At 71.6% G+C, this 24812-nt stretch carries 18 protein-coding genes and 1 tRNA gene; 8 read left to right on the top strand and 11 right to left on the bottom strand.

The genetic code is table 11. From position 1 onward, the window contains the following. Positions 1 to 44 precede the first annotated feature (44 nt). The 5 genes from ACWC2B_RS02930 to ACWC2B_RS02910 form a co-directional block, all read right to left on the bottom strand. Positions 45 to 872 carry a 4'-phosphopantetheinyl transferase family protein gene (locus ACWC2B_RS02930; protein WP_450714652.1) on the bottom strand — a complete coding sequence of 276 codons (828 nt, stop codon included), beginning with the start codon at positions 870 to 872 and terminating at the stop codon, positions 45 to 47. 189 nt (positions 873 to 1061) lie between these two features. Next, positions 1062 to 1733, bottom strand: a complete 672-nt coding sequence (locus ACWC2B_RS02925; RefSeq protein ID WP_450714651.1) for a lysophospholipid acyltransferase family protein — start codon at positions 1731 to 1733, stop codon at positions 1062 to 1064. Positions 1734 to 1758: 25 nt separating this feature from the next. Continuing rightward, on the bottom strand, positions 1759 to 2358 hold the full coding sequence (locus ACWC2B_RS02920; RefSeq protein WP_450714650.1) for a TetR/AcrR family transcriptional regulator: 600 nt from the start codon (positions 2356 to 2358) through the stop codon (positions 1759 to 1761). Positions 2359 to 2596: 238 nt separating this feature from the next. Then, a complete protein-coding gene (locus tag ACWC2B_RS02915) occupies positions 2597 to 3388 on the bottom strand; it encodes an AfsR/SARP family transcriptional regulator (RefSeq protein ID WP_450714649.1) in 792 nt (263 codons plus the stop codon). A gap of 566 nt (positions 3389 to 3954) precedes the next feature. Next, a tRNA-Arg gene (locus tag ACWC2B_RS02910) sits at positions 3955 to 4027 on the bottom strand. A 364-nt stretch (positions 4028 to 4391) separates the two neighbouring features. Here ACWC2B_RS02910 and ACWC2B_RS02905 point away from each other — a divergent pair. From ACWC2B_RS02905 to ACWC2B_RS02875, 7 genes are all read left to right on the top strand, one after another. Further along, a complete protein-coding gene (locus ACWC2B_RS02905) occupies positions 4392 to 5996 on the top strand; it encodes a dynamin family protein (protein ID WP_450714883.1) in 1605 nt (534 codons plus the stop codon). Further along, positions 5993 to 7702: a GTPase gene (locus tag ACWC2B_RS02900; protein WP_450714648.1), complete on the top strand. Its 1710-nt coding sequence runs from the start codon at positions 5993 to 5995 to the stop codon at positions 7700 to 7702. The genes ACWC2B_RS02905 and ACWC2B_RS02900 overlap by 4 nt, the downstream gene beginning before the upstream one ends. 190 nt (positions 7703 to 7892) lie before the next feature. Then, on the top strand, positions 7893 to 8429 hold the full coding sequence (locus tag ACWC2B_RS02895; protein ID WP_450714647.1) for a single-stranded DNA-binding protein: 537 nt from the start codon (positions 7893 to 7895) through the stop codon (positions 8427 to 8429). A 302-nt stretch (positions 8430 to 8731) separates the two neighbouring features. Further along, a complete protein-coding gene (locus tag ACWC2B_RS02890; RefSeq protein ID WP_450714646.1) occupies positions 8732 to 10138 on the top strand; it encodes a Cys-Gln thioester bond-forming surface protein in 1407 nt (468 codons plus the stop codon). 250 nt (positions 10139 to 10388) lie between these two features. After that, entirely contained in the window at positions 10389 to 12053 is a 1665-nt protein-coding gene (ettA, locus tag ACWC2B_RS02885; RefSeq protein WP_450714645.1) for an energy-dependent translational throttle protein EttA, read from the top strand. Positions 12054 to 12059: 6 nt separating this feature from the next. After that, positions 12060 to 12512, top strand: a complete 453-nt coding sequence (locus tag ACWC2B_RS02880; protein ID WP_450714644.1) for an acyl-CoA thioesterase — start codon at positions 12060 to 12062, stop codon at positions 12510 to 12512. Then, on the top strand, positions 12509 to 13201 hold the full coding sequence (locus ACWC2B_RS02875) for a hypothetical protein (protein ID WP_450714643.1): 693 nt from the start codon (positions 12509 to 12511) through the stop codon (positions 13199 to 13201). The genes ACWC2B_RS02880 and ACWC2B_RS02875 overlap by 4 nt, the downstream gene beginning before the upstream one ends. A gap of 76 nt (positions 13202 to 13277) precedes the next feature. Here the strand turns inward: ACWC2B_RS02875 and ACWC2B_RS02870 are convergent, their stop codons facing one another. From ACWC2B_RS02870 to ACWC2B_RS02855, 4 genes are all read right to left on the bottom strand, one after another. Next, positions 13278 to 14219: an ABC transporter ATP-binding protein gene (locus tag ACWC2B_RS02870; RefSeq protein ID WP_450714642.1), complete on the bottom strand. Its 942-nt coding sequence runs from the start codon at positions 14217 to 14219 to the stop codon at positions 13278 to 13280. Further along, entirely contained in the window at positions 14216 to 16936 is a 2721-nt protein-coding gene (locus ACWC2B_RS02865) for an FtsX-like permease family protein (RefSeq protein ID WP_450714641.1), read from the bottom strand. Before ACWC2B_RS02865 ends, ACWC2B_RS02870 begins: the two co-directional genes overlap by 4 nt. A 1-nt stretch (position 16937) precedes the next feature. Next, entirely contained in the window at positions 16938 to 20162 is a 3225-nt protein-coding gene (locus ACWC2B_RS02860; protein ID WP_450714640.1) for an FtsX-like permease family protein, read from the bottom strand. 213 nt (positions 20163 to 20375) lie between these two features. Beyond that, on the bottom strand, positions 20376 to 20780 hold the full coding sequence (locus tag ACWC2B_RS02855; RefSeq protein WP_450714639.1) for a globin: 405 nt from the start codon (positions 20778 to 20780) through the stop codon (positions 20376 to 20378). Positions 20781 to 21000: 220 nt separating this feature from the next. Between ACWC2B_RS02855 and ACWC2B_RS02850 the strand changes: the two genes are divergently transcribed. Next, the gene (locus tag ACWC2B_RS02850; protein WP_450714638.1) at positions 21001 to 21951 is read left to right on the top strand and encodes a methyltransferase domain-containing protein; all 951 of its coding nucleotides are present in this window, start codon (positions 21001 to 21003) and stop codon (positions 21949 to 21951) included. Between the two features lie 6 nt (positions 21952 to 21957). Here the strand turns inward: ACWC2B_RS02850 and ACWC2B_RS02845 are convergent, their stop codons facing one another. Together ACWC2B_RS02845 and ACWC2B_RS02840 are read right to left on the bottom strand one after the other, a co-directional pair. Next, the gene (locus ACWC2B_RS02845) at positions 21958 to 23205 is read right to left on the bottom strand and encodes an FHA domain-containing protein (protein WP_450714637.1); all 1248 of its coding nucleotides are present in this window, start codon (positions 23203 to 23205) and stop codon (positions 21958 to 21960) included. Between the two features lie 179 nt (positions 23206 to 23384). Beyond that, positions 23385 to 24740: a vWA domain-containing protein gene (locus ACWC2B_RS02840; RefSeq protein ID WP_450714636.1), complete on the bottom strand. Its 1356-nt coding sequence runs from the start codon at positions 24738 to 24740 to the stop codon at positions 23385 to 23387. Positions 24741 to 24812: the final 72 nt, after the last annotated feature.

The following is a 24812-nucleotide window of genomic DNA, read 5'->3' as shown; positions in this document are numbered from 1 at the left end:
GGACGTGAAGCCCTCCGGCCGCCTCTTGCCCTTGCGGTTCGGATTCAGTGAGTGCCGGCTCCTGCGCGCGGAAGTGCCCGATCCAAGCCTTCTTCGCGGACTTCGCCACAGCCTTCCGTACGGCCATCTTCGCGACAGGCGACCGCGGTGGCCGCGTAGCCCGGTGCAGCCGCGCCCACCACATGGGCGAGCCACGCCGTTCCGGGGTCTGGCAACTCGGCCGCGATACCGCTCAGACCGGTGCCGCGCGCTTTCACATAGGCCTCGCGCATGGTCCAGATCTGATACCAGCGGACCAGGTAGCCAGGTGGTGGGGTGCGAGCCAGGAGCCCGCGTTCTGCCTCGGAGAACACCCGGTTCGCCAGGCCGGCGGCATTTCCCCGGTCGATGACGCGCTCGATGTCGATCCCCACCCGCACCCCGTGCGCCACAGCGACCGCGACCTGGTCTCCAGAGTGCGACAGGTTGAAGTCGATGCCTTCCGGGTTCTGTTCACGCATGCGCAACTGCCGCCCCTGGGCAGCCAGTTCGGGCCTGCCGCCCCGACCTGTGGCCAGCGGGACCTCGGCGGGGCGGCAATCCAAGTGCGCGGCAAGCGCCCAGCGTGCGAGAGCCCGCCCGGCCGTGAACCGCATCCTCCCGCCGGGAGTGCCGATGCGTGCCGCCTGCTCCGCGTCCGCACGCGAGATGAGCTCCCTCGACGACAGACTGCCGGTGCCGGTGCCGGTGCCGGTGCCGGTGCCGGTGCCGGTGCCGGGCCGGGTGTCGATGTGCGCCACCCAGATCTCCACTCGGCGGCCAAAGGCCGTGAAGGAGTCGGCGCGTGGTGCGCTCAGCAGCACCTCCGAGCCTGTGGTCGGGCTGGTCGTCATCCCTGCACCAAGGTGATGAGGGCCGGCGAGTCGAGTGTCTGGTTGTCGATTCGCGGGCCGCGTACTCGTTGAAGGCCGGGGCGGGCACCACGTTGTGGCGCGCCCCGCGCGGGGCCTCGATTAGTGATGCTAAAAGGGGGCCAGTCGGTCAGCTGCCCACCCGCGAAGAATATTCTCACGGGCTCAATCTTATGCCGCCGGAAGTATTTCATTGTAGTGGGTTACCGGTTCCTGACCGGAGAGGTCCTGGATGGCGCTCATGATCTCATCAGTGACCATCCGCCGAGCCTGAGCGGCAGGGATCGACGGGTCCGATTGTGAAGGCTGCAATGGCTCGCCGAAGCGGACTGTAATTCGCTGGATCCGGGGGATGCGAGCCCCAACGGGCTGGATCCGGTCGGTGCCAATCAGGGCGACGGGTACGACTGGAGCGCCGGAAGAAAAAGCAAGCCAGGCCACCCCAGTACGGCCCCGGTAGAGCTTTCCGTCGCGGGATCGGCTTCCTTCCGGATAGATCCCAAACGCCTGACCGTCGGCCAGGATCCTGCGTGCCAACTCCAGAGAGTCCTGTGCCGCGCGGTGGGTTCCGCGTTCGACGGGAACAGCGCCGAGCGCCGCGAACACGGCAGCTTTCATTCGGCCTGTAGGGCCGGGCTTCCGAAAGTATTCAGCTTTTGCCAGGAACGCGACCGGGCGCGGCGCCACCAAGGGGATGACGACACTGTCGATAAATGAGAGGTGGTTGGAAGCGAGGATGACGGGGCCCTGTTGTGGGACGTTCTCTCTGCCTTCGATTACAGGTCGGTAGATCAGGCGAGCCAGCGGGGCGGCCACCAGTCTCACGGCAGCGTGGAGCAGCACCTTGTTCCTTTGATGTCGGTGGCTGTCAGTTCTTGGATTCTGGCGTGAGACCGAAAGCTTCGAGAGCGACGCCGAGGGCGTCCTCCAGCGATTCGGAATGAGAGGCGCGTGTGATGGAACCGATCAGCCACAGGCGGGTGAAGCCCTGCAGGGCCGACCACAGGGCGGAAGTCAGTAGTCGCTCATCGGTCCCTCGGTGCCAGTTTCCCTCTGATTGTTTAGCCGCGACCAGTTCGACCGACTCTTCGAAGAAGGATCGGCTGATCTTGCTCAACATCGGGTCTGTGGGAAGCAGTAGATCTTCGCGTGACATCAGCTCGTGAAGGCCCCGGTTCTCAACCGCGAACCGAACGTAAGCAAGTGCTGCGGCGTGCAACCGCTCTGCGGCGGTGACGCTTGCTGCGCAATCGTCGATCGCGCGCTGGCGTTCCGCGGCCAACATGCGGTACCCCTCCGCGGCAACGGCTGACAGCAGCGCGGCGCGTCCGGGGAAGTGACGCAGCGGAGCCCCATGAGAAACCCCTGCTCGACGGGCGATGGCCCGGAGTGAGACTGCCTCAATGCCGTCCTCCGACACGATGTCCATGGCGCACGCCAACAGCCGGGTTCTCAGATCGCCGTCCATGTGGCACCTCCCGGTAGACAGTGTCTACCACGACGGTTGACACTGTCTACCGGGGTGGGCTGGGGGCATCAGCCGCCCCCCACTCCACGTGGCGGTCTGGCGCGAACGACTCGTGTCACCCGGCAAGCCGGCCGTGGCCGAGCAACTGAGATACCGGAAGCGCGAGCAGACTTGCGCCCGAGGCGTCGAATTTAGTCAACTCGCTCTGCGATGCCGTTGCGACGCCACAGGAAGCCCTTCACGGTACAAGCCTCAGCAAATCCGCATCCCGATTGAGGGACGGGTCGTGAGAAAGAACGGCCTGGTGCAGACGTTGAACGCGAGGCCCGGGCTCGACTCCGAGTTCTTGGACCAGGGCTTTTCGGATCTGCCCGTACGCCGCGAGAGCCTCGACGGTGCGGCCGGAGCGGTAGAGCGCCACCATGAGGTACTCATAGAGGATCTCCCAGGTTGGATTCCTGGCGATAAGCGAGTAGATGTCGCTGATTATTCCTTTGTGGTTCCCGAGTTCGAGTTCGATTTCGAAGCGCTGGATATGGGTGAACGCGTTTCGCTCATCCAGGCATTGGCCGAGGGTGTCGAAGGCCGGGATGGTGCGCAGGTCCTCAACGGCTCGTCCTCGCCAGAGAGATATTGCGGAGTTCAGTACCTCGGAGGCCTTTTCGTCGCAGTTGAGGGATTTGAGCTCCTCAGCCTTGGAAAGCAGACTCTCGAATTCTCGCAGATCGAGATCGTGGCCGGCCAGGTTGAAGCGGTATCCGGGGGGCTGAGTGGATATCATCGCAGTGCCGTCCAGCCCCAGTGAATGGAGGTATTGCCTCAGCTTGGAAACGTAGACGTACAGGGCAGTCGGCGCGGTCCGGGGCGGTGCGCCCGACCAGAGAGCCTCAGTAAGTCGAGCCGTTGAAACGACTTCCCCGCTGTGGGCGCACAAATAGGCCAGAAGCGAGCGAAGCTTGAGGGCCCTTGGCGCTACCTGCCGGCCGTCTTGAGTCTCTATCTCCAGTGGTCCAAGAATCAGAAATTTCATGCTCTGCCCCCGTTCGGACGCTTTGGCATCGGCGTCCGTTAAAACTTCTCATAATCAAGCGTGTGCCAGGTCCTCCCTCGGAGGATCACGTGATGATCGTGTACTCCTGCGGGCCGGGTCAACCGGCGAGTAGAGATTTGAGGTAGATGTGAGCTTGGCCGCCTTCTCGTGGCGGGGCGTCGGTCGCTCCGGCAGCTCGTGTTCACCCAAGGGGCGCTGCCCTTAAAGGAGTTACTGTTCAGTAAGCCCCTATCATCCTGAATAGGCGCAGGTCAAAAAGGGCGTGGGCGCCCTGGATGTGCGGCTGATGCGGCTGGTTGGGCAGCGGACCCTGCGAAGGATCCCTGAGGCGGGATGACCAAGATCATGGAGAACTCCTCCGCGTATTCTCCGTTTCTCCGTGGCCACCCGCAGAAACCCGGTGACAGCCGGACAGCGCCACACCCGCCCGGGACCCACCAGGGGCCGGCCCGGCGCTTACGCGGGTGCTACCGCCCGCCCGGTATGGTGCTCCGATCAGCAAAAAGGCCCTCCCGAAGGAGGGCCGAACGCCTGGTGGACCTGGGCGCCCCCGGCAGGACTCGAACCTGCGGCCAAGCGCTTAGAAGGCGCCTGCTCTATCCACTGAGCTACGGGGGCCGGATGGGGCCTCGGCGGCCTGGAGCCCCGGGCGGGCAAGGGCGGAGGTCCGGGACGGGTCCCGGGCCGATGACCTTGCCGGGACAAGGATAGGGCTCCTGTCACCTCGTCCCGGTTGCTTCACCTGCGTGGCACGATGTGGAGGTTCGGTGAAGCGAACCGATAATCGCAGGCAGGTGCGAATCATGCAGCGCTTTTGACGCTCGTGGCGCAGGGTGTTGTGTACTCGTTATGCCTGCGTCCCACTCGTCCCATGTGTCCCTTGTGTCCGTTCGGCATGTCCTGGCGGCCTATGGACGCGCGCGGAAGTGGCCATACGCTTCAAAAAGGCGGCAAAATTGGGCATTCTTCGCATGTGGTGACCTTGGACGTACGGCCTCAGCTCATCGACGCACTTTCCGCCCTGCGCGACAGTGTCGCCGCCGTGCGTCTCCCGCTGCCCCTGCCGGGTGCTCCACGCGCCCGCCAGACGCGCAGCGAACTGCTCGCACAGCTCGACGACTATCTGCTGCCCCGGCTCAAAGATCCTGAAGCGCCTCTGTTGGCAGTGATCGGCGGGTCCACGGGGGCCGGGAAGTCCACGCTCGTCAACTCTCTTGTGGGGAGGCGGGTCAGCCAGGCCGGGGTGCTGCGGCCCACCACCCGTACTCCTGTGCTCGTATGCCACCCCGACGACAAGGACTGGTTCGCGGGGGCGCGGGTGCTGCCCGGACTCACTCGCGTCTGGCTGCCGCAGCAGCAGGAGGACGCCGAGGCCGACGAGCTGCCCGGCGGGGACGACGACGGGGCCGTACGCGTCGAGACCGCCACCACGCTGCCCCCCGGGCTCGCGCTCCTGGACGCGCCGGACATCGACTCACTGGTCGTCAGCAACCGCATCCTGGCCGCCGAACTCATCTGCGCCGCCGACGTGTGGGTCATGGTCACCACCGCCTCCCGCTACGCCGACGCGGTGCCCTGGCACCTGCTGCGTACCGCGAAGGAGTACGACGCCACGCTCGTCACCGTGCTCGACCGGGTGCCGCATCCGGTCCTCGCCGAAGTCTCACGGCAGTACGGGGCGTTGCTCGCCAAGGCCGGGCTCGGGGACGTGCCGCGGTTCACCGTGCCCGAGCTGCCCGAGTCCGCCGGGGCCTCGCACGGGCTGCTGCCCGCCACCGCCGTGGCCGCGCTGCGCGCCTGGCTCATCCACCGCAGCCAGGACCCGGCCGCCCGCCAGCAGGCCGTCTTCCGTACCGCGTCGGGCGCGATCGAGTCGCTCAACGCGCGGATGCCGGAGCTCGCCTCGGCCGTCGCCGCCCAGTACGCCGCCGCCGTACGCCTCACCGGAGCGGTCGAGGACGCGTACGCGAAGGAAGGCGCCCGGGTCCGGCGGCGGTTGCAGGCCGGCCAGGTGCTCGCGGGGGACGCGCTCACCCGCTGGCGCGCCCACCCCGGCGGCGCCTCCTCCACCGAACTCCTCGACGCCCTCGTGGACAGCCTCGCCGAACTGCTGCGGTGCGCGGCGGCCGCGGCGGACGAGCGGGTCCGGGAGGCGTGGGCGCGCGAGCCGGCCGCGGGGCGGTTCGACAACGACGTACGCCACGCGGACCCGGAGGACCGGATCGGGCTCGCCGTACGGCGCTGGCGGCGGGTGCTCGAAGAGATGGCCGAGGAGGAAGTGGGGGAGATGGACCGCTCGCTGGCCCCCGACCCCGAGAACGTGGCGGCGCTGCTCGCGGCCGCGCTGCTCGGCGGGCGGCGGGCCAGCCGGGCGGGCGAACGGCTCGCCGAGCGGATCGGCGCCCAGGCCGCTCTGCGGCTCCGCGACAAGGGCGGCGAGCTCGTCACCGCCTACATCGACCATGTGCTCGGCGCCGAACGCGAGCGCCGGCTCGCGCCGCTGGACGTCCTTGAGGTGACGCCCGAGCCGCAGGCCGGTCTGATCGCCGCGCTGTCCCTGGTGCAGAAGGAGAGGAGAGCGGCATGACGCAGGAGACCGAGGACCGCTGGGCGGACGGGTTGATCGCGCGGCGCGCCGCCGAGCCCGGCGAGCTGACACCCGACTCCGAGGAGGAGGAACCCGAGGACGAGTTCGAGCCCATCGGCGGGCCGTACGTCGGTCCGGTGCGCGGCCGGCTCGACGCGCTGCGCGAACTGGTCGGGCTCTCCCGCACCCGGCTCGACGCCCAGGCGCTCGCCGAGGCCGGGCGGGTGCTCGACGAGGCGTCCGCGCGCCAGCGGCTCTCCGCGCGGCACACCGTGGTCGCCATCGCGGGCGCCACCGGAAGCGGCAAGTCCACTCTCTTCAACTCCCTTGCCAAAAGCCAGATTTCGGACACCGGGCTGCGCCGCCCGACCACCGGCGCACCCATCGCGTGCAGCTGGACCGACGGCGCCGCCGGGCTGCTCGACCGGCTCGGCATCCCCGGCCGGCTGCGCCGCCGCCCGCTCGACAGCGCCGGTAGCGACGGCGGCGACCTGGAGGGCCTGGTCCTCGTCGACCTCCCCGACCTCGACTCGGCGGTCGTCTCGCACCGCCACGCGGCCGAGCGGGTGCTCGCGCTCGTGGACGCGATCGTGTGGGTCGTGGACCCCGAGAAGTACGCCGACGCCGGGCTCCACGAGCGCTATCTGCGCCCCCTCGCCGGGCACGCGGAGGTCAGCTTCGTCGTGCTCAACCAGGTGGACCGGCTGCCCGGCGAGGCCGCCGACCTGGTGCTCGACGATCTGCGCCGGCTGCTCGACGAGGACGGCATGGCGCTCGGCGAACACGGCGAGCCCGGCGCCTCGGTGCTCTCCGTGTCCGCGCTGACCGGAAAGGGCGTCGGCGAACTCCGCGAGCAGCTCGGCCGGTTCGTACAGGAACGCGGCGCCGCGGCCCGCCGCCTGGCCGCCGACGTGGACGCGGCCGCCGCCGAACTGCGCCCGCTGTACGTCGCGGCCGGCCGGCCCGGGCTCGACGAGCGGGCCCGCAAGGACTTCGCGGACCGGCTCGCCGCGGCGGTCGGCGCCTCGGCCGCGGGCGAGGCCGCCGAACGCGAGTGGCGCCGGGGTGCCCAGCGCGCGTGCGGGACTCCGTGGCTGCGGCTGTGGCGCTGGTGCGGCCGGCTCCGCGTCCCGGCCGTGCAGCGTCCGGGCTCCGATGTCCAGGTCGAGGAGCAGGTCACGGCACGTCAGCGGGTCGAGCAGGCGGTCCGTATGGTCGCCGACGAGGCCTCTTCCGGGCTGCCCGCACCCTGGGCGCAGGCCGTGCGCGAGGCCGCCGTGCGCGGCGCGGAGGGGCTCCCCGAGGCCCTGGACGAACTCGCTGTACGAGAGGACGTCGAGCGCGGCACCTCGCCCCGGCCGCCCTGGTGGCCGGCCGCCGTGCTGGTCCAGATGTTCATGACGGGCCTTCAGGTCGTGGGCGGGCTCTGGCTGCTCGGCCAGATCGTGGGGGTGCTGCAGCCGGGGCTCATCGTTCCCGCGTTCGTGATGCTGGGCGGGATCGTCGGCGGGCCGCTGGTGGAGTGGGCGTGCGCGGTGGCGGCGCGCGGCCCCGGGCGGCGCTACGGCCAGGAGGCCGAACGCCGGCTCCGGGAGGCGGCGGCGGCCTGCGGCCGGGCCAAGGTGCTCGATCCGGTGGCCACGGAGCTGTTGCGGTACCGGGAGGTGCGGGAGCAGTACGCGGTGGTGGCGGGGGCGGGCGGGTGAGCGGGTTTTCCACAGCGGGGCGGTAGTCCACAGGCTCCGGCAGGGACTCCCCGTCCGGTCCAGCATGGAGATCGACAGCGCAAGGGTTCGATCGGGTGCCGGGCCGGGCGGGGCTTTTCATTGCCCCTTTCCCGCTCCGCGTACGAGGGACCGGGCCCACGGGTTCTATCGAGTACGGGGGTTGAGGGCAGTGAACGAGACGATGGTGACGCTGGTCGGCAATGTGGCCACCCAGGTGGAGTGGCGGGAATCGGCGACGGGCGGGGCGGCGAGGTTCCGGCTCGCGGTGACCGCCCGCCGCTTCGACCGGGAGAAGCAGTCCTGGGTCGACGGAGCCACCAGCTTCTACACGGTGTGGGCGGGGCGGGCGCTCGGGATGAATCTGACGGGCTCGGTAGCGATCGGCGAACCGCTGGTGGTGCACGGCCGGTTGAAGGTGCGGGACGAGGAGCGGGGGGACGGGCCGCGCAGGTTCTCGGCGGACGTCGACGCGGTGGCGATCGGGCACGACATGTCGCGGGGGACCACGGCGTTCCGGCGGGTGTTCAAGGGCGAGGCGGGACCGGTCGAACGGGCCGGGGCCCAGGGCGCGGAGGGCGGCCCGGCGCCCGGCCGCGCACCGGCACCGTCCGGCGGAGGCCGGCCGGTTTCGGCCAATGATGTCCCGGCAGTGGTATGGGAATCGGCCACTTCCACCGCTCCGGCGACCGCCGCGATGGGCGCCTGAGCGGGGGCACTTGAGGAACGGGGGAAGGGGAATGAAAAGATGGTTGAGCAGTGAAGGTGTCCCGAAACTCCCTTTCTGTACCGGTGATTTGTCGATAAGACCAGGCGCCACACGTGCTTCGGGATAACGATTCCGAATCAGAATGCTTATCTGATGGCATCGCTGCGGATCGTTGACTTCCGTATCCCTAGGATTCCCGCGTACTCACGGGGCACTTGAGTCTGCCGGTGAGGCACTTCCCCCACGCGCACCTCTGTGCACGCGCATCACATGCGAAAGTGCCTCGCCCGAAGGGGAATTCTGTGTTTTCAGCCGTTCACGGGCGTACCGCCCGCAAGCGGGGTGCTCTGCGCCTCGCCACCGCCACAGCCGTCTCGGGACTCGTCGCGGCCGGTGCGATAGCCGGCGCCGGTGCGGCCGTCGCGGACACGCCTGACCAGCAGGGCCAGGGCGGCGCGACCGCCACCATCCAGGGCCTGGAGCCCGGTTCGTTCGCCGGTGCCGTCATCACCGGTGACAACGGCTACCAGGAGAAGGTCTCCGCCGGCCTGTTCCGGATGAACGTCGACGGCGGCGGCACGCTGCGCACGTACTGCATCGACATCCACAACCCGACGCAGCGCGAGGCCCAGTACCGCGAGACGCCGTGGAACGGCACCTCGCTGGCGAACAACAAGGACGCCGGCAAGATCCGCTGGATCCTGGAGAACTCCTACCCGCAGAAGAACGACCTCGGCCAGCTGGCCAAGGACGCGGGCGTCACGGGCAAGCTCAGCAACGGCGAGGCGGCCGCGGCCACCCAGGTCGCGATCTGGCGCTACTCGGACCACGTCAAGGTCGACGCGGCCGACAAGGACGCGCAGACCCTGGCCGACTGGCTGTTCAAGAACGCGAAGGTCGTCGAGGAGCCCAAGGCCTCCCTGACGCTCGACGGCGCGTCGGTGGCGGGCAAGGCCGGTCAGAAGCTCGGCCCGGTCACGGTGCACACCAACGCCGACAAGGTGACGGTGACGCCGTCCCAGGAGCTCCAGGCCGCCGGCGTCAAGATCGTCGACAAGGCGGGGAAGACCGTAAGCTCCGCCGCCAACAGCAGCCAGCTCTTCTTCGACGTGCCCGCGGCCGCCCAGCCGGGCGCCGGCTCGCTGCGTCTGTCGGCCACCACCCAGGTGCCCGTCGGCCGCGCGTTCGCCAGTGACTCCAAGAGCCAGACGCAGATCCTGGCCGGCTCCAGCGACTCGACGGTCAACGCCGAGGCCAAGGTGACCTGGGCCAAGCAGGGCGCCATCCCGGCCGTGTCGGTCAAGAAGGACTGCGCCAAGGGCGGCGTGGACATCACCGTCACCAACAAGGGTGACGAGGCCTTCCCGGTGACCGTCGGTGGCAAGACCATCGCGACGGTTCCGGCCGGCGGCTCGAAGTCCGTTCTGTTCCCCGTCGCCGAGGACCAGAAGTACGACTTCACCATCGCGGGCCAGCACTTCTCCGGTGTCCTGGACTGCAAGACGGCGGGCACCGGCCCGGCCCCGTCCTCGAAGCCCAGCCCCGCCTCGGCCGGTGGCAGCTCGACCGGGACCAACGGCGGCACCAACCTGGCCGAGACCGGCAGCTCCAGCGCCACCCCGGTGATCGCCGGCTCGGCGATCGCCCTGGTGCTGCTCGGTGGCGGCGCGGTGTTCTTCCTCCGCAAGAAGAAGGCCGCCGGTCAGTAAGCGAGCGGTAAGAGCAGGAAGCTGAGCTCAGCAGGAGCACGTTCCGAGCTCAGAGTGAGTGCCCGGTGACGGGCGGCGGCCCCGGTGCGCATCGCGTACCGGGGCCGTTTCGTCATACCGGGCCACCCCGCGGACGGCAGGACAAGCGGGCAGGTCAGGGGTGCCCGGTGATACGGGTTTCCCCCCAGGGGTAGCCGTCAGGCAAGATGGGGTGTATCTGCCCACCCATCGATCTGCCGGACGGTTTCTCTTGGCTGAGTACATCTACACCATGCGCAAGACGCGCAAGGCGCACGGCGACAAGGTGATCCTGGATGACGTCACCTTGAACTTCCTGCCCGGCGCGAAGATCGGTGTGGTCGGCCCCAACGGTGCCGGTAAGTCCACCGTTCTCAAGATCATGGCGGGGTTGGAGCAGCCCTCCAACGGCGACGCCTTCCTGTCGCCCGGGTACAGCGTCGGCATCCTCATGCAGGAGCCCGAGCTCGACGAGTCGAAGACCGTACTGGAGAACGTCCAGGACGGCGCCGCCGAGGTCATGGCCAAGCTCAAGCGCTTCAACGAGGTCGCCGAGCTCATGGCGACCGACTACTCGGACGCGCTGCTCGACGAGATGGGCAAGCTCCAGGAGGACCTGGACCACGCCAACGCCTGGGACCTCGACGCCCAGCTGGAGCAGGCCATGGACGCCCTGGGCTGCCCGCCCGGCGACTGGCCCGTGGTCAACCTCTCCGGTGGCGAGAAGCGCCGCGTGGCGCTCTGCAAGCTGCTCATCGAGGCCCCGGACCTGCTCCTCCTCGACGAGCCCACCAACCACCTCGACGCCGAGTCGGTGAACTGGCTGGAGCAGCACCTCTCGAAGTACGCGGGCGCCGTGGTGGCCGTCACCCACGACCGGTACTTCCTGAACAACGTCGCCGAGTGGATCCTGGAGCTCGACCGCGGCCGCGCCCTGCCGTACGAGGGCAACTACTCCACGTACCTCGACAAGAAGGCGGCCCGCCTGAAGGTCGAGGGCCGCAAGGACGAGAAGCGCGCCAAGCGGCTCAAGGAAGAGCTGGAGTGGGTGCGGTCCAACGCCAAGGGGCGCCAGACCAAGTCCAAGGCGCGTCTGGCCCGCTACGAGGAGATGGCCGCCGAAGCCGACAAGATGCGGAAGCTGGACTTCGAGGAGATCCAGATCCCGCCGGGCCCGCGTCTGGGCTCGATCGTGGTCGAGGTCAACAACCTCTCCAAGGCGTTCGGCGACAAGGTCCTCATCGACGACCTGTCCTTCACGCTGCCGCGCAACGGCATCGTCGGCGTCATCGGCCCGAACGGCGCCGGCAAGACCACGCTCTTCAAGATGATCCAGGGCCTGGAGACGCCGGACTCCGGCGCCATCAGGGTCGGCGAGACCGTCAAGATCTCCTACGTCGACCAGTCCCGCGCCAACATCGACCCGAAGAAGACCCTCTGGGCGGTCGTGTCGGACGAGCTGGACTACATCAACGTGGGCCAGGTCGAGATGCCGTCCCGCGCGTACGTCAGCGCCTTCGGCTTCAAGGGCCCGGACCAGCAGAAGCCGGCCGGCGTGCTCTCCGGTGGTGAGCGCAACCGCCTCAACCTGGCGCTCACGCTCAAGGAGGGCGGCAACCTGCTGCTCCTCGACGAGCCCACCAACGACCTCGACGTCGAGACGCTCTCCTCGCTGGAGAACGCGCTCCTGGAGTTCCCCGGTGCCGCCGTCGTGATCTCCCACGACCGCTGGTTCCTGGACCGAGTGGCCACCCACATCCTCGCCTACGAGGGCGAGTCCAAGTGGTACTGGTTCGAGGGCAACTTCGAGTCGTACGAGAAGAACAAGATCGAGCGCCTCGGTGCGGACGCGGCCCGCCCGCACCGCGCCACGTACAAGAAGCTCACCCGGGGCTGAGTGTCAGTGGCCCGTCATATCTACCGCTGCCCGCTGCGCTGGTCGGACATGGATGCCTTCGGGCACGTCAACAACGCGGTCTTCGTCCGGTACCTGGAGGAAGCCCGCATCGACTTCATGTTCCGGCTCGCGCCGGGCGACGGGTCGCCGTCGTTCCAGGGCGGGTCCGTCGTGGCCCGGCACGAGATCGACTACAAGCGGCCCCTGGTCCACCGGCACGAGCCGGTGATCATCGAGTCGTGGGTGACGAAGATCGGCGCGGCGTCACTGACCATCGCGTACGAGATCAAGGAGCCCGGCGAGGGCGGTCTGGTGTACGTCGCCGCGGCCACCGTCGTCGTGCCCTACGACCTGGCGGCGGGCCGGCCGCGGCGGATCACCGCCGAGGAGAAGGTCTTCCTCCGGGAGTACCTGGACGACGGCACGCGCGACGACGGGCAGGAGCGGGCGGCGGCATGAACGCCGTGCTGCGGTTCGACGATGCCAGGGAGGCGGCGGATCTCGCCGCCTTCCTCGGCCGGCTGATCCACTACGACCGCGCCGCCGCGGTCCGCCTCCAGGCGGGCGGCGGCGCGCTCGCCGTGTTCGGCCGGCCGCCCTCCTTCGAGGTGCTCGCGATCCGCACGGCCCGGCTCCAGGACGACTCCGTCGCCCTGGACGTGACCGTCTCCGCCGGTGAACTCCTCGAATCCCTCGATGAGTTGAGTGCCAGCACGAACGTGCCCGAGGCCGTCACCGGGCCGCCCTGGGCCGGAGTCCTTCCGCCGCGCGGCGGCTGGCGGCCCGTGCCGGGGCTGCCCGAACCCGAACAGATGCGGGGCGCGGTCGCGGCCGCCGTCGCTGAATTCCGTGCCCGGGACGAGGCACTGCCCGAGGAGCGGCGCACCCGCGCCGAGCGCGAGCTGATCGGGCGCGAGATCTGGTCCCGCACGCTCGGCTCCACCGAACTGCCGCTGCGGGCCGTGCACGCGGCCCAGTCGCTCGGCTTCCTGCGGCCCGTCCGCGCACTCGCCTCGGCGGGCGCGCCCTCCGCGCCCGAGCAGGTGGCCCTGTTCGCCTCCGGGCCATGGCTTCGCCTTCGCACGCCGTACGGGTCCGTCGCGCTGCGCAGGGCCGGTCTCGGCGGGCTGAGCGTCACACCCGCCTGAGCCGCACCCGCCTCACACCCCTGAGCGTCACGCCTACCCGGGCCTCGTGGCCCAACTGCCCTGCCCCGTACGGGAGTTACTGCTCGTCGGGCCAGATCTGGATGTGGTCGGACTCCAGCTCCAGGGCCACCCGGTGCTCCATGCTCAGGGCGCGCGTGTACTCCGCCGGGAGCTGAAGGCGCCCGGCCCGGTCGAGCATCGCGTACTCGCGGGCCACCAAGGACTCCTCGCCCGTCGCCTCGTCGACCTGGGTGCGGCGCAGGACCTCCGTCGAGGTGCGGCCGTCCCGGATGGCCACCGTGCGACGGACCTCGCTCGCCACGGCCTGGTCGTGGGTGACGATCACGATCGTCGTGCCCAGCTCCTCGTTCGCCGTGCGGAACGCCGCGAAGATCTGCTCGCCCGTCGCCGAGTCCAGCTCGCCCGTCGGCTCGTCCGCGAGCAGTACGGACGGGCTGTTGGCCAGCGCCACCGCGATCGCGACGCGCTGCTGTTCGCCGCCCGACATCTGATGGGGGCGCCGGTCGCGGCAGTGCGCGACCTCCAGCATCGTCAGGAGCGAGTCGGCCCGCTCGGCCTTGCGGCGCTTGGACAGACCGCGCTTGAGCTGCATCGGCAGGGCCACGTTCTGGATCGCCGTCAGGTACGGCAGCAGGTTGCGGGCGGTCTGCTGCCAGACGAAGCCCACCACGTCGCGGCGGTAGCCGAGCCGGGCCCCGGAGTCCATGGTCAGCAGATCGCGGCCCGCCACCCTGGCGGCTCCCGCCGTCGGCACGTCCAGGCCCGCCAGGATGTTCATCAGCGTCGACTTGCCGCTGCCCGACGCCCCGACCAGGGCCATCAACTCGCCCTCGGTGACCAGGAGATCAAGACCCTGGAGGGCCTGCACCTCCACGCCGTCGGTCGTGAAGACCCGTACCAGACGGTCGCAGGCGATCAGCGCGTCGTGGCCGTAGGCGGGCCGGTCGCGGTGGGCCGTGGCCCGGCGCTCCAGGTCTTCGAGCGATGTGGTGGTCATCGAGCGTCTCCTGCCCTGAGTTCGGTGATGGATCCGCGGCGGCCGCTCCACCAGGCCTGCGCGGCCGCCACACCCGCCGCGAGCAGCACCACGCACACGGCGGGCAGCAGCAGTGACAGCGGGTCCGCGCGCAGCTCGGAGCCGACCGGCGCCAGAGTGCTGCTGGTGGCGAGCGCCAGGCCCGCCAGGTCGATGCCGGGTGCGAGCAGCACGATCGACGCCCAGCCGGTGAGCGCGCCGCCCACCGCCGCGAGGAACGCCGGCGGCAGCGCCTCCAGGACGAGCAGGGTGCGGCCCTGGCGGCGGGTGAGGCCCATGGTGCGAAGGCGGGCCAGGAGCGCGGAGCGTTCCGGGGCGCCGCGAAGGAGTGAGAGGAGCAGCGCGAGGACGGCCAGGCCCGCGCCCGCGGCGACGGCCGCCGCGTAGATGCGGCCGGCACCGTTCTGGAGCGGCGAGTCGGCGTACTCCTGCCGCGCCTCCGCGCGCAGCCGGACGCTCACATGGCCGCTCACGGCCGTCTTGCGCAGCGCCTTCGCGTCGATGGACGTTCCGCCGACGAGCAGCGCGGTCGGGTCCTTCGCGCCGAGACCGGCGGTGTCCACCAGGATGAAGTCGCTCTGGGGTACGGCCGCCGAGCCGTTCTGCGCGGCGACCACCTTGATCGTCACGTCGTAGCCCGCGACGCGCAGCTTCACCGGCTCCTTGCCGAGGCGCTGGGCCACCGAGGGCGAGGCGACGGCGGGCAGAACCGCCTTGCCCTGAGCCCCTGTCGGTGCCTTGAGCCGGTCGGACGGGACGCTGAGTGCGGTGCCCGCGGTCAGCTTGGCGTACGTGTCCGGGTCCACGCCGGCGACCGCGGTCCTGTCGTCGTCCGGGAGCTGGACGGAGTACTCGATGTGGACGGGGGAGACGCCCCGGACGCCCGGGACCCGGGCGACGCGTCCCGGCAGATCACCGGGCAGGGACAGGTCGCTGTCGACGCGGGCGGCGGTGCCGGTCGCGTACAGCGCGGCCCGGTCGCGGGCGTCGGCGGCGCCCGCCAGGACCGAGCCGCCGAACGCGGCCGTCGTCAGCGCCGTGAGCAGGGCGAGCAGCGGAAGCACGCCGCCGCCCGAGGCGCGCCCCGCGCGGGCGACCGACAGGAAGCCGACGGTGCTGCGCAGCCGGGCCGCCGGGCGGGCCGCCCAGCGCAGCGGCAGCGGGTAGAGCCGGATCAGGACCAGGGCCGCGATCACCCCGATCAGCACCGGGGCCGCGCTGACCAGTGAGTCGGTGGAGCCCCCGCCGGTGCCGCGACGGCGCAGCGCGAATACCGCGCCCGCCGCGAGAACGAGCAGCGTCAGCTCGGCCATCGTGCGGCGCGGAGAGGCTTTCTCCCGTACGAGATCGGCGCGTTCGGCGGCCGAGCTGACCGTGCGGTGGGTCAGGGCGGCGCGCACCGGCAGGGCGAGGCAGCCCAGCATCGCGACCCCGCCCGCCGCCGCGAGTGCGGGGCCGAGGCGGCCGTGCGGCACGGCGAGCACTGCCAGGAGCAGGCCGAGGGCCGCGGCCGGGACCACCACGACGGCGCTCTCCGCGAGCAGCCGGCCGGCGATCTGGAGCAGCGAACCGCCGCGGGCCCGCAGCAGGGCGAGCTCGGCGGTGCGCCGGGCCGCGGCGAGGCCGCCCGCCATCAGGAGCACCACCGCCGCCACGGTCGCGGTGCCGAAGCCCGCGACCGCGACCACCGGGGTGATCGAGTCGCGCACCGTCGCATACGAGAGGAGCACCCGGTCCAGCTCGGTGTACACGGTGGTCGAGACGGAGAAGACGGTGCGGATCCTCGTGAGCGCGGGGCCGCTCTGCACGGACGCGACCGCCGCCTTGAGGTCATCGAACTGACGAGCATTCACATCAGCGCTGTCCGTGGCGAGTTGGGCGTACGCCTGCGGTTTTCCGTTGGTCGCGAGCAGGGCCGGGGCGGCGCCCGGCGCGAGCAGCAGACCGGCGTGCCAGTACCTCTTGCGGTCGGGGTCGGTGCCCGGCACCGGCGTCAGCTCGGGCGTGCGGAGCACCGGCAGGACCGACCAGTAGCCGGTCTCCGGCAGCAGCGGCGCCACGATGCCGGTCACCTTGAACACCAGCTCGGGGCGGCCGAGCCCGTCCACGTGCAGCACCGAACCCGCCTTGATGTTCAAGGTCCTGGCGGTGGCCTCGGTGACGGCGACCTCCGCCTCGGCCGACTTCTGGTCGGCCGATCCGGCGGGCAGCCGGCCCGACACCAGGCGCGCGTGGGCGGCCAGGTCCGACTGGGTGGCCACGGTGAACTGCGGCGGCAGCCCCCGCGGCCGGGGCAGGTACGGCTCGTCGGACTCCAGCTTCTGGGTGGTCCGCAGCCCGTACGCCGACTGGGAGAGGTCGGTCGTGAGCGGGGCGGGCACGTTCTGCACCACCGCGTCGAAGCGCCGCCGCATCTCCGCGGGGGAGACCAGCGCGGCCCGCTGCTCGTCGGACAGGGCGAGACCCGGTGCCCCCGCGACGAACTGGAGGGCGGTGCGACCCGGCGCGGCCGTGGCGACGGTGCGGCGCAGCCCGTCGTCCTCGTACGTGTCGATGCCGCGCGGGTAGGCCGCGGCCAGCCACGCGGTCAGCAGGACCAGGAGGGCGAGGGCCGCCGCGGCGCCCGGCGTGGTCCGCAGCCGGGTGCGCACCCAGGGCGCAACTGCCTTGCCGGACATGTCAGTTGCCCCCTTGGTGCCGCAGTGTGACGGCCGGGTCGGTGCGGCGCAGCGCGATCGCCGCGACGATGAGCAGCGGCACGGCGGCGACCCCGGCGAGCAGCAGTGCCACCCGGCCGGCCGGCAGCTCGACCAGGACCGCGGGCACCGGCTGGGTCGCCTGGTCGGTCAGCACGATCAGCGGCACCACCGCTCTGGTCAGTACTTCGCCGAGGCCGAGCCCGGCCAGCAGGGCGATCGTGATCAGCACGCCCTGTTCGGCGGCGATCAGCCGGGCGAGCTGGCGGCGCGGGGTGCCGAGCGCGCGCAGCACGCCGAACTCCTGGCCCCGCTCGCGCAGCGACCCGGCCGCGCTCACCGAGAAGCCCACCGCCGCGAGCGCCGCCGCCACGATCGACACGGCCGCGAGCGCGGACTGCGGGCCCGCGCCCAGGGGGTCGTCGCCCAGCTCCTTGGCGATCTCCGCACGGGACACGATCTGCGCGGGGTCGGCGTCGGGGCGGGATTTCAGCGCCGCCACGGCCGCGGCCGAGCGGCCCGGCGCGGTGGCCAGCCACCACTCGGTGGCGGGCAGGCCGTCGCCCTTGTCCTGGAGGACCCGGTTGACGGCCCGCAGGTCGACCAGCAGCCCCCCGCCGTCGAAGGCGGCGGCGACCGGGGGCGCGGCGGCCCGCCCGACCGCGCCGCTGCCGGTGGTCGGCAGCTGCTTGAGGCGGGCTACGAGCTTCACCTTGACGCTCTGGCCCGCCATCGGCACGTCGATGGTCTGCCCGACCTTGCTGCCGCTGGACTGAAGGAACCTGTCGTCGGCGACGGCGGTCGGCGCGGGCGGCGCGGGACGGGGCGCGGCGAGCCGCACGGTGCGGGTGACGGACGCCTCGCCCGTCTGCCAATTGGTCTCGCCGGTGAGGTCCTGGCTGTCGGCCTGCCAGCGGCCGGCCGACGTCACGGCCACGGAGGTCTCCTTGCCGCCGGGGCCGGTGGCGCGCAGCCCGTCCAGGGCGATCGCCTGCCGCTCGGCCGCGCCCGCGGGCAGCCCGCGCACCACGTCGAGGCCGGTCAGGAGCAGGGGCCCGGCGGGGCGTCCCGCCGGCCGGCCCGCGGCGGCGGACAGATCGAGGCCGAGAGCGTGCGGCCGGCCGTCCGACGGCAGCTTGCCGAGGGCGAACCGGAACCGCATCCCGAAGCGGTCCTCCAGGGTCGCCGTCACCGTGCCCGGCGGCCCGCCCGGGGCGCCGCCGGTCAGCCGCAGGTCGAGGCCGATCCGCTCGGTGTCCTCGGGGAGCGCGACACCGGCCGGGCTGGCCTGCTTCGGCGTGAGCGCGGCGAGCAGGTCCTTGCCGGACCGGCCCGCGAGGTCCTCGCGCAGCAGGAAGCCGTCCGCGTGCCGGGTGTCGAGGGCGAGCACGGTGCCCGAACGCCCGCCGCTCAGCGGCATCGAGCCGCGCGAGGCGGGGGCGACCGCGCTGACGCCGGGGACCGCGTCGTACGAACCGGCCTGGCCCAGCGGGCTGATGGTGGAGCCGAGCACCCGGATGTCGGTGCCCGCGCGGAAGTCTGCCTGGTCGCTCTGTGAACGGTTCCAGGTCGACGCCTGGCCGAGGGTGAGCAGGCCCATCGCGATGGCGAGGATCAGGAGCAGCACCGGGCCCGCGCCGCGCAGCGGACGGCGGCTGAACTGCCAGCCCGCCAGCGCCGTCGGCAGCCCGCGCCCACCCGCCGCGCGCCGCTCGGCGAGCCTGGCCGCGGGCGGCAGCAGCCGCAGGACCAGGACGGTCCCGGCGAGCAGGGCAAGCGCGGGCGCCGCCACGAGGAGCGGGTCGACGCCGAGGCCGCCCGAGGCGTCGGTGTTGATCGCCCCGGAGCCGGAGGTCTGCCGGTCGAGCTGCCAGTAGGCGACCCCGGCGATCACCAGGAGCCCGATGTCGGCGCCCGCCCGGACCGGCGCGGGCAGCGCCCCGTCCCGGCCGCCCCGGCCGAGCCGGCCCGCCGAGAGCGCGGGCGCCACCACGGCGGCCGCACAGCCGAGCGCGACCAGGACGGCGACCAGCCACACCGTGGAGGTGGCCGAGGTGTCCAGATGGAGACCGGCCCGCGCGAGCGCGCCCCGCCCGGCGAGCAGCCGGGTCAGCGGGCCCGCGAGCAGCGGGGCGACCAGCGCGGCCGGCACCGCGAGCAGTAGCGCCTCGGCGGCCGCGAGCCGGGCGATCTGGCCCCGCGATCCGCCCCGGGCCCGCAGGAGTTCGGTCTCACCGGACCGCTCGCTGCTCAGCAGCCGGGCCACGAGGAGCAGCGCGTAACCGGCGAGCAGCACCAGCTGGAGCGCCACGATGAGCAGCGTCGAGCGGGACACCAGCAGGGAGCGCTCGGCCCGGTCGAGGATCTCCGGAAGCGAGGTCACCGCGGTCGCGTTGCCCCCGAACACGGGCTGTTTCACCAGGGACTTGGGCCCGTCGGTGGCGGCCGAGCGGAGCCGGTCCATCCGGTCGACGCCGATCCCGGAGAAGTCGGCGGAGGCCAGCCACGCGCTCTGGCCCGCGCTGACCCGGCCGCCCGCGAGCACCGAGCCGTCGGCGAGCAGCGGCCCGTACGTGGTGAAGTCGAGCTTGCGCATGCCGCGGCCGCCGAGGTCGTCGAGGCGCCAGTACGCGTCCGAGACGTCAACCGCCTTGTAGACACCGGTGATTCGGGCGGTGACGGCCGGGCCGTCGAGCCGGTCGGTGAGCGAGAGCGTGGCCCCCGGGCGCAGATTGAGCCGTCCGGCCGCGGACTCGGGCAGGGCGACCTGGATCTCGGGGGAGCTGTCGGCGGCGGGCCAGCTGCCCGCGGTGAGGCGGACGCGCGAGCGGTCGATCGCGGCGAACAGGGTGAGGTCGGGATCACCGCCGCGGGCGTCCGGCGATTGCAGGGAACGCGGCAGGGCGTACGGTCCGGACTCGGTCAACTCACTTGTGGTGACCGGGAGTTGGTCGAAGACGGCGCGGGCTCCGGTGCGCACCGCATCCGCCGCCGCCTCGCGCCGGTCCGGCTTGACCTCGGACTTGACGGCGAGAGCCGCGGGCGCGGCGGACCGGGTGGCCAGCGTGTGGCGCAGGGCCGCGTCCCCGATGGACCCGGAGAACGTCGCCAGGGCGGCGAGCACCGACGTGGTGAGCAGCACCGCGAGCAGCGCCGCGATCAGCAGCAGCCGGTGCGCGCGCACCCGCAGAAAGACGAACCCCGGCACACGGCCCCCCTCGGTGGCTTTTAGGCCATCCCCCCGAAATGTGCCCAGATGCTTTCAGAGGGCATGGGGCCGTGGAAACCGCTTGCCGTATCAACTTGCCCGATCGTGATCGGAATGCGACCACGGACGACCGAATTCCGGTCGAAGGGGCAGCTTTCGAGGGTGCTTTGGGGCAGCCGTGGGGTTTGTGGGCGGCTGGGGTTGGTGGGCGGCTCAGCCCTCGGAGTTGACCATCGAAGCGGCCGCGTACGTCAGGTAGTTCCAGAGCGTCTGCTCGTGCTCGGGGGACAGGCCCAGAGCGTCGACGGCGGTCCGCATGTGCCGTAGCCAGGCGTCGTGCGCGGCCCGGTCGACCGTGAAGGGCGCGTGCCGCATCCGCAGCCGCGGGTGCCCCCGGCCGTCGCTGTAGGTGCGCGGGCCGCCCCAGTACTGCATCAGGAACAGGGCGAGGCGCTCCTCGGCCGGGCCCAGGTCCTCCTCCGGGTACATCGGACGAAGCAGCGGGTCCTCGCGGACGCCTTCGTAGAAGAGGTGCACGAGGCGCCGGAAGGTCTGCTCGCCGCCGACCTGCTCGTAGAAGGTCTGCTCCTGCAGCGTGCCGCGCGGAATCTCGGTCACGTTGAACACCCTCGCAATGTCATTTTGGCCTGCCCCGGAACGCGGCCCGGGGTCCAGGGGCCGTCCCCCGGGAAATGCAGCACGCTTCCATGGTCTCAGACGCGGTGGCCGAGGACCGGGGTCGTAGGACCACTCCCGTCCTGGGCCCCGGCGCCCAGGGGAGCGGCCCGGCGGCGCGGGACCGCTCGCCTCCTGGGCTTCGGCGCAGCACAGTGGATGTATGAGCGCGGATCTGGCACTGAGGCGGGCCCTGGTGCGCGAGATCGTGGCCGGCGGGGCGCTCGCCGACCCGGCCTGGCGGGCCGCCTTCGAGGACGTGCCGCGCCACCTCTTCGTGCCGTACTACTACGAGGGCGTGCCCGGCGGTCATGTCCGGCTGTGGGGCGAGGACCCCGACCCCGAGCGGCGCGAACGCTGGCTGACCGGCGCCTACGCGGACGCCCCGCTGGCCACCCGGATGCGCGACGGCGACCTCGTCTCCTCCTCCAGCCAGCCCTCGCTGATGGCCCGCATGCTGGAGGCGCTGGAGATCCGGGACGGGGACAAGGTCCTGGAGGTCGGCGCGGGGACCGGGTACAACGCGGCGCTGCTGTGCCACCGGCTCGGCGACGAGAACGTGACCACCGTCGACCTCGACCCCGAGATCACCGATTCCGCGCGGGCGCACCTGGCCGCGGCCGGATACCACCCCGCCGTGATCACCGGGGACGGGGCGCGCGGCGCTCCCTCGCGGGCACCCTTCGACAAGATCATGGCGACCTGCACGGTCGGCTCGGTGCCCCCCGACTGGCCCGCCCAGTGCCGCACGGGCGCGCTGATCCTCGCCCCGCTGGCGACCGGCCTCATCCGGCTGCGCGTGACGGGCCCCGGCCACGCCGAGGGGCGCTTCCTGCACACCCCGGCCTATTTCGTGCCGCTGCGCGGTACGGGTGCGCAGGACCGGTCCGCCCCGTACGCGAGCGGCCTTCCGCGCGAGAGCGTGGCGAACGAGCTGTTCCGCTTCCTGCTCGAACTGACGGCGGGCAGCCTCGACCCGTACGAGGCGCACGAGCTGTGGCGGCGCGAGCGGCGGCCCCGCCGTGAGCGGTTCGGGGTGACGGTCGACGACGGCGCCCAGTGGGCGTGGCTGGACGATCCGCAGGGGCCCTACACCTGGCCCCTGCGGGGGTGACGGCTCTCAGCCCCGGCGCACGGTGATCGTCGTCCAGGCGCCCACGTGCACCCGGTCGCCGTCCTGCAGTGGCACCGGAACGTAGGGCTGGATCGGCTCGCTGGAGCCGTTGACCGTGGTGCCGTTCGTCGAGTTCTGGTCGACGACCGCCCACGTGCCGTCCGGCTGCTGCACGAGCACGGCGTGCTGGTGCGAGACGCCCGGGTCCTCCGGAGGCACCGACAGGTCGATGTCGGGGGCCTCGCCGGTGGAGTGCCGGCGGCGGCCGATGGTGACCTGGTTGCCGGACAGCGGGCGCTGCTGCTCGGGCGAGTACGCGGGCAGGTTGAGACCGGCCGCTTCCGGGCCGCTGCGCTGCATCATCGCCAGGAAGTAGTCCCGGTCCGGGCCGATCGTGACGGACCAGCCGGCCGGCGCGGGCGGCGGCACGGCCTTGGGCCAGTCGTCACCGTGCTCGGGCGGGGGCGGGGGCGTGGCCTTGGGCCAGTCGTCGCCCTGCTCGGGGGTCTGCTGCGGCCAGTCGTCACCCCGGTCCGGAGGGATGGGCTGCGGCCAGTCGTCGCCGCGGTCGGGCGCGGGCGGGCGGCCCGGGCCCTGGACGGGCTGTGACGGCGGCGGCAGCATCCAGTCGTCGTCGGCCTGCGGCTGCTGCACCTGCGGCGGAGCCGGCGGCGCCGACTGCTGGAAGGCTGGCGGGGGCGGCGGGGGCGGTCCGCCCTGGCCCGCGTTGAAGGGCGCCGGGGGCGCGGGCGGCTGCTGCTGGAACGCGTTCGGCGGCAGCTGCTGCGCGGAGCGCTGCGACGGGTCGGCGGCCAGCGGCTCGGCGGGCCGGTTCACCTGCGAGGGCCGCGAGCTCTGGTACTCGTACGGGTCGCGCGGCGCGGGCGGCGGGCCCTGCTGGAAGGCGGGCGGCAGATTCAGACCGGGGGCCGGGCCGGGGGCAGGACCGGGGCCGTTCGCGGGGCCGGGGCCCTGGTTCGGCATCGGCTGCTGCGGGGCCAGCGGGGTGTACGAGGTCGCCGTGTTCGTGAGGAAGTTCCAGCGGCACTCCTCGCAGAAGGGCGCACCGGCCTCGCGCGGGGTGCGGCACTGCGGGCAGAGCTCGGCCTGGGCGGTGGCGTTCGGATCCCCGGGGCCCGGGTAGCCGTACGCGGGCGGAGGCGGGGGAGGCGGCGGCACAGCGCCCATGCGATGGCCGCAGATCTCGCACCAGTCGTCGGAACCCGACTGGTGTCCGTTCGGGCAGGTCGGCATGGAGTCGCTTCCCCCTCTCGTCGTCCGGCCCGATGGGCCGCGGTGGTTCGGTGGTTCCGTGTACGTGTTGCTGCTCAGCGGTACTGCTCGGTACTGCTCGTCACGTCGCGGTACTTCCAGGGCGTAACCACGTCTTTCTCGGACATAGCCACTCCCTGTTCGCTTCTTGCTGTTTCTTGCTACTTCTTGACGCGAACGGTCTTGGTGGAGCGCGTTTCGAGGGTCATCTCGTCCGCTTCCGCGACCTTCGCCTTCAGTCGCACAGTACCCGTCGCCTCGTCGACGACGTCCACCACCTTCGCAAGGAGTTTCGCGGTATCCGCGTTCCCCGAGGCCGCGGCCAGCTGTACCGCCCGGCCGAGCTTCGCCGTCGCCCCGTCCACATCGCCCGACTTGCGGGCATCCAGCCCCTGTTGGATGACCTGTGCCAGTTCGGCCTGGCCCGTGTAGTGCGCGACCTGGGGATTGATGGAGGTGGAGGCCGCCATGTCGTCGGTCCACACCGCCCGCACCAGGCCCTGTGAAAGGACCTGCGGCGCCCCGCCCTCGCGGTCGGGCACGATCAGCGAGACCCGGGCGGCGAGCATTTCCTGGCCGATTCCGGCCTCGGGCACCTGCACGCACACGTGGTAGTCGCGGGACTCGTCGCCCCAGGAGCCGGTCGGATAGTCCCCGGCACGCGGGCCCGCCTCGGTGCGGCGGTCCGTCAACTCCTCGACAGTGGGCGCCACTTGCTTGACGAACCTGATCTCCACGCCCACCGGGGTCCACAGCCGCAGCGCTACGTCCGCGACCTCCTTGCCCATCGCGTTCTCCATCATCTGTGTGAAGTCCGCGGCCAGGTTGGCCGGATCCGCGACGATGTCCGCGGTGCCGAGCAGGGCGGAGGCGATCGAGGTGACCTCCTTGACCTCCCAGTCGGTCCCGACGCCCCGGGCGTCACAGGTGAACCGTCCGGCGCAGGCCGTCAGGGCGGAGCGCAGGTCCTCGGGCGACTCGTGCTCGTTGCGCCCGTCGGTGAGCAGGATGCCGTGCCGGATCGGGACGTCGGCCGACCCGAGCAGCCGGTCGGCGAGCCGCAGCCAGGTGCCGATCGCGGTGCCGCCGCCCGCGCTCAGCTTGCGCAGCGCATCTTTCGCCTGCGTACGGGTCTGGCTGTCGGCGGTGGCGAGGCGGCCGTTGCCCGGGTAGACCTCACGGGCGATGTGCGTACCGCCGACGACCGCGAAGGCGACCCCGTCGCGCAGGGTGTCGATGGCGGCGGCCGTCGCGTCGCGGGCGTTGCGCATCTTGGTCGGCGGGTAGTCCATGGACCCCGAGCAGTCCACCATGATCACCACGGCCGCGGTGGGCGGCTGGCCGGGTATGTAGGAGGGCGCGGTCGTGGCCGCCGTGAAGGGGGCGCCGATGGTGCCGCCGCCGGTGGAGGCCACGGTGACGATCGCGTTGACCTCGCGGCCGCCCTCCGGCAGGAACTCGTTCTGGTACACCTCGACGGAGAACTGCGGCACGTTGGACTTGGAGAAGTTGGCCATCGGAAAGACTCCTTGAGGCTCCACGGACCTGAAGTGAAAGAAGTGAGAGAAGCGACCCAATAGGGCTGCAAT

It is taken from the genome of Streptomyces sp. NPDC001415, assembly GCF_053597395.1.
Note: the sequence above shows the minus strand (reverse complement) of the source record. Positions and strands in the feature narration are given on the sequence as shown.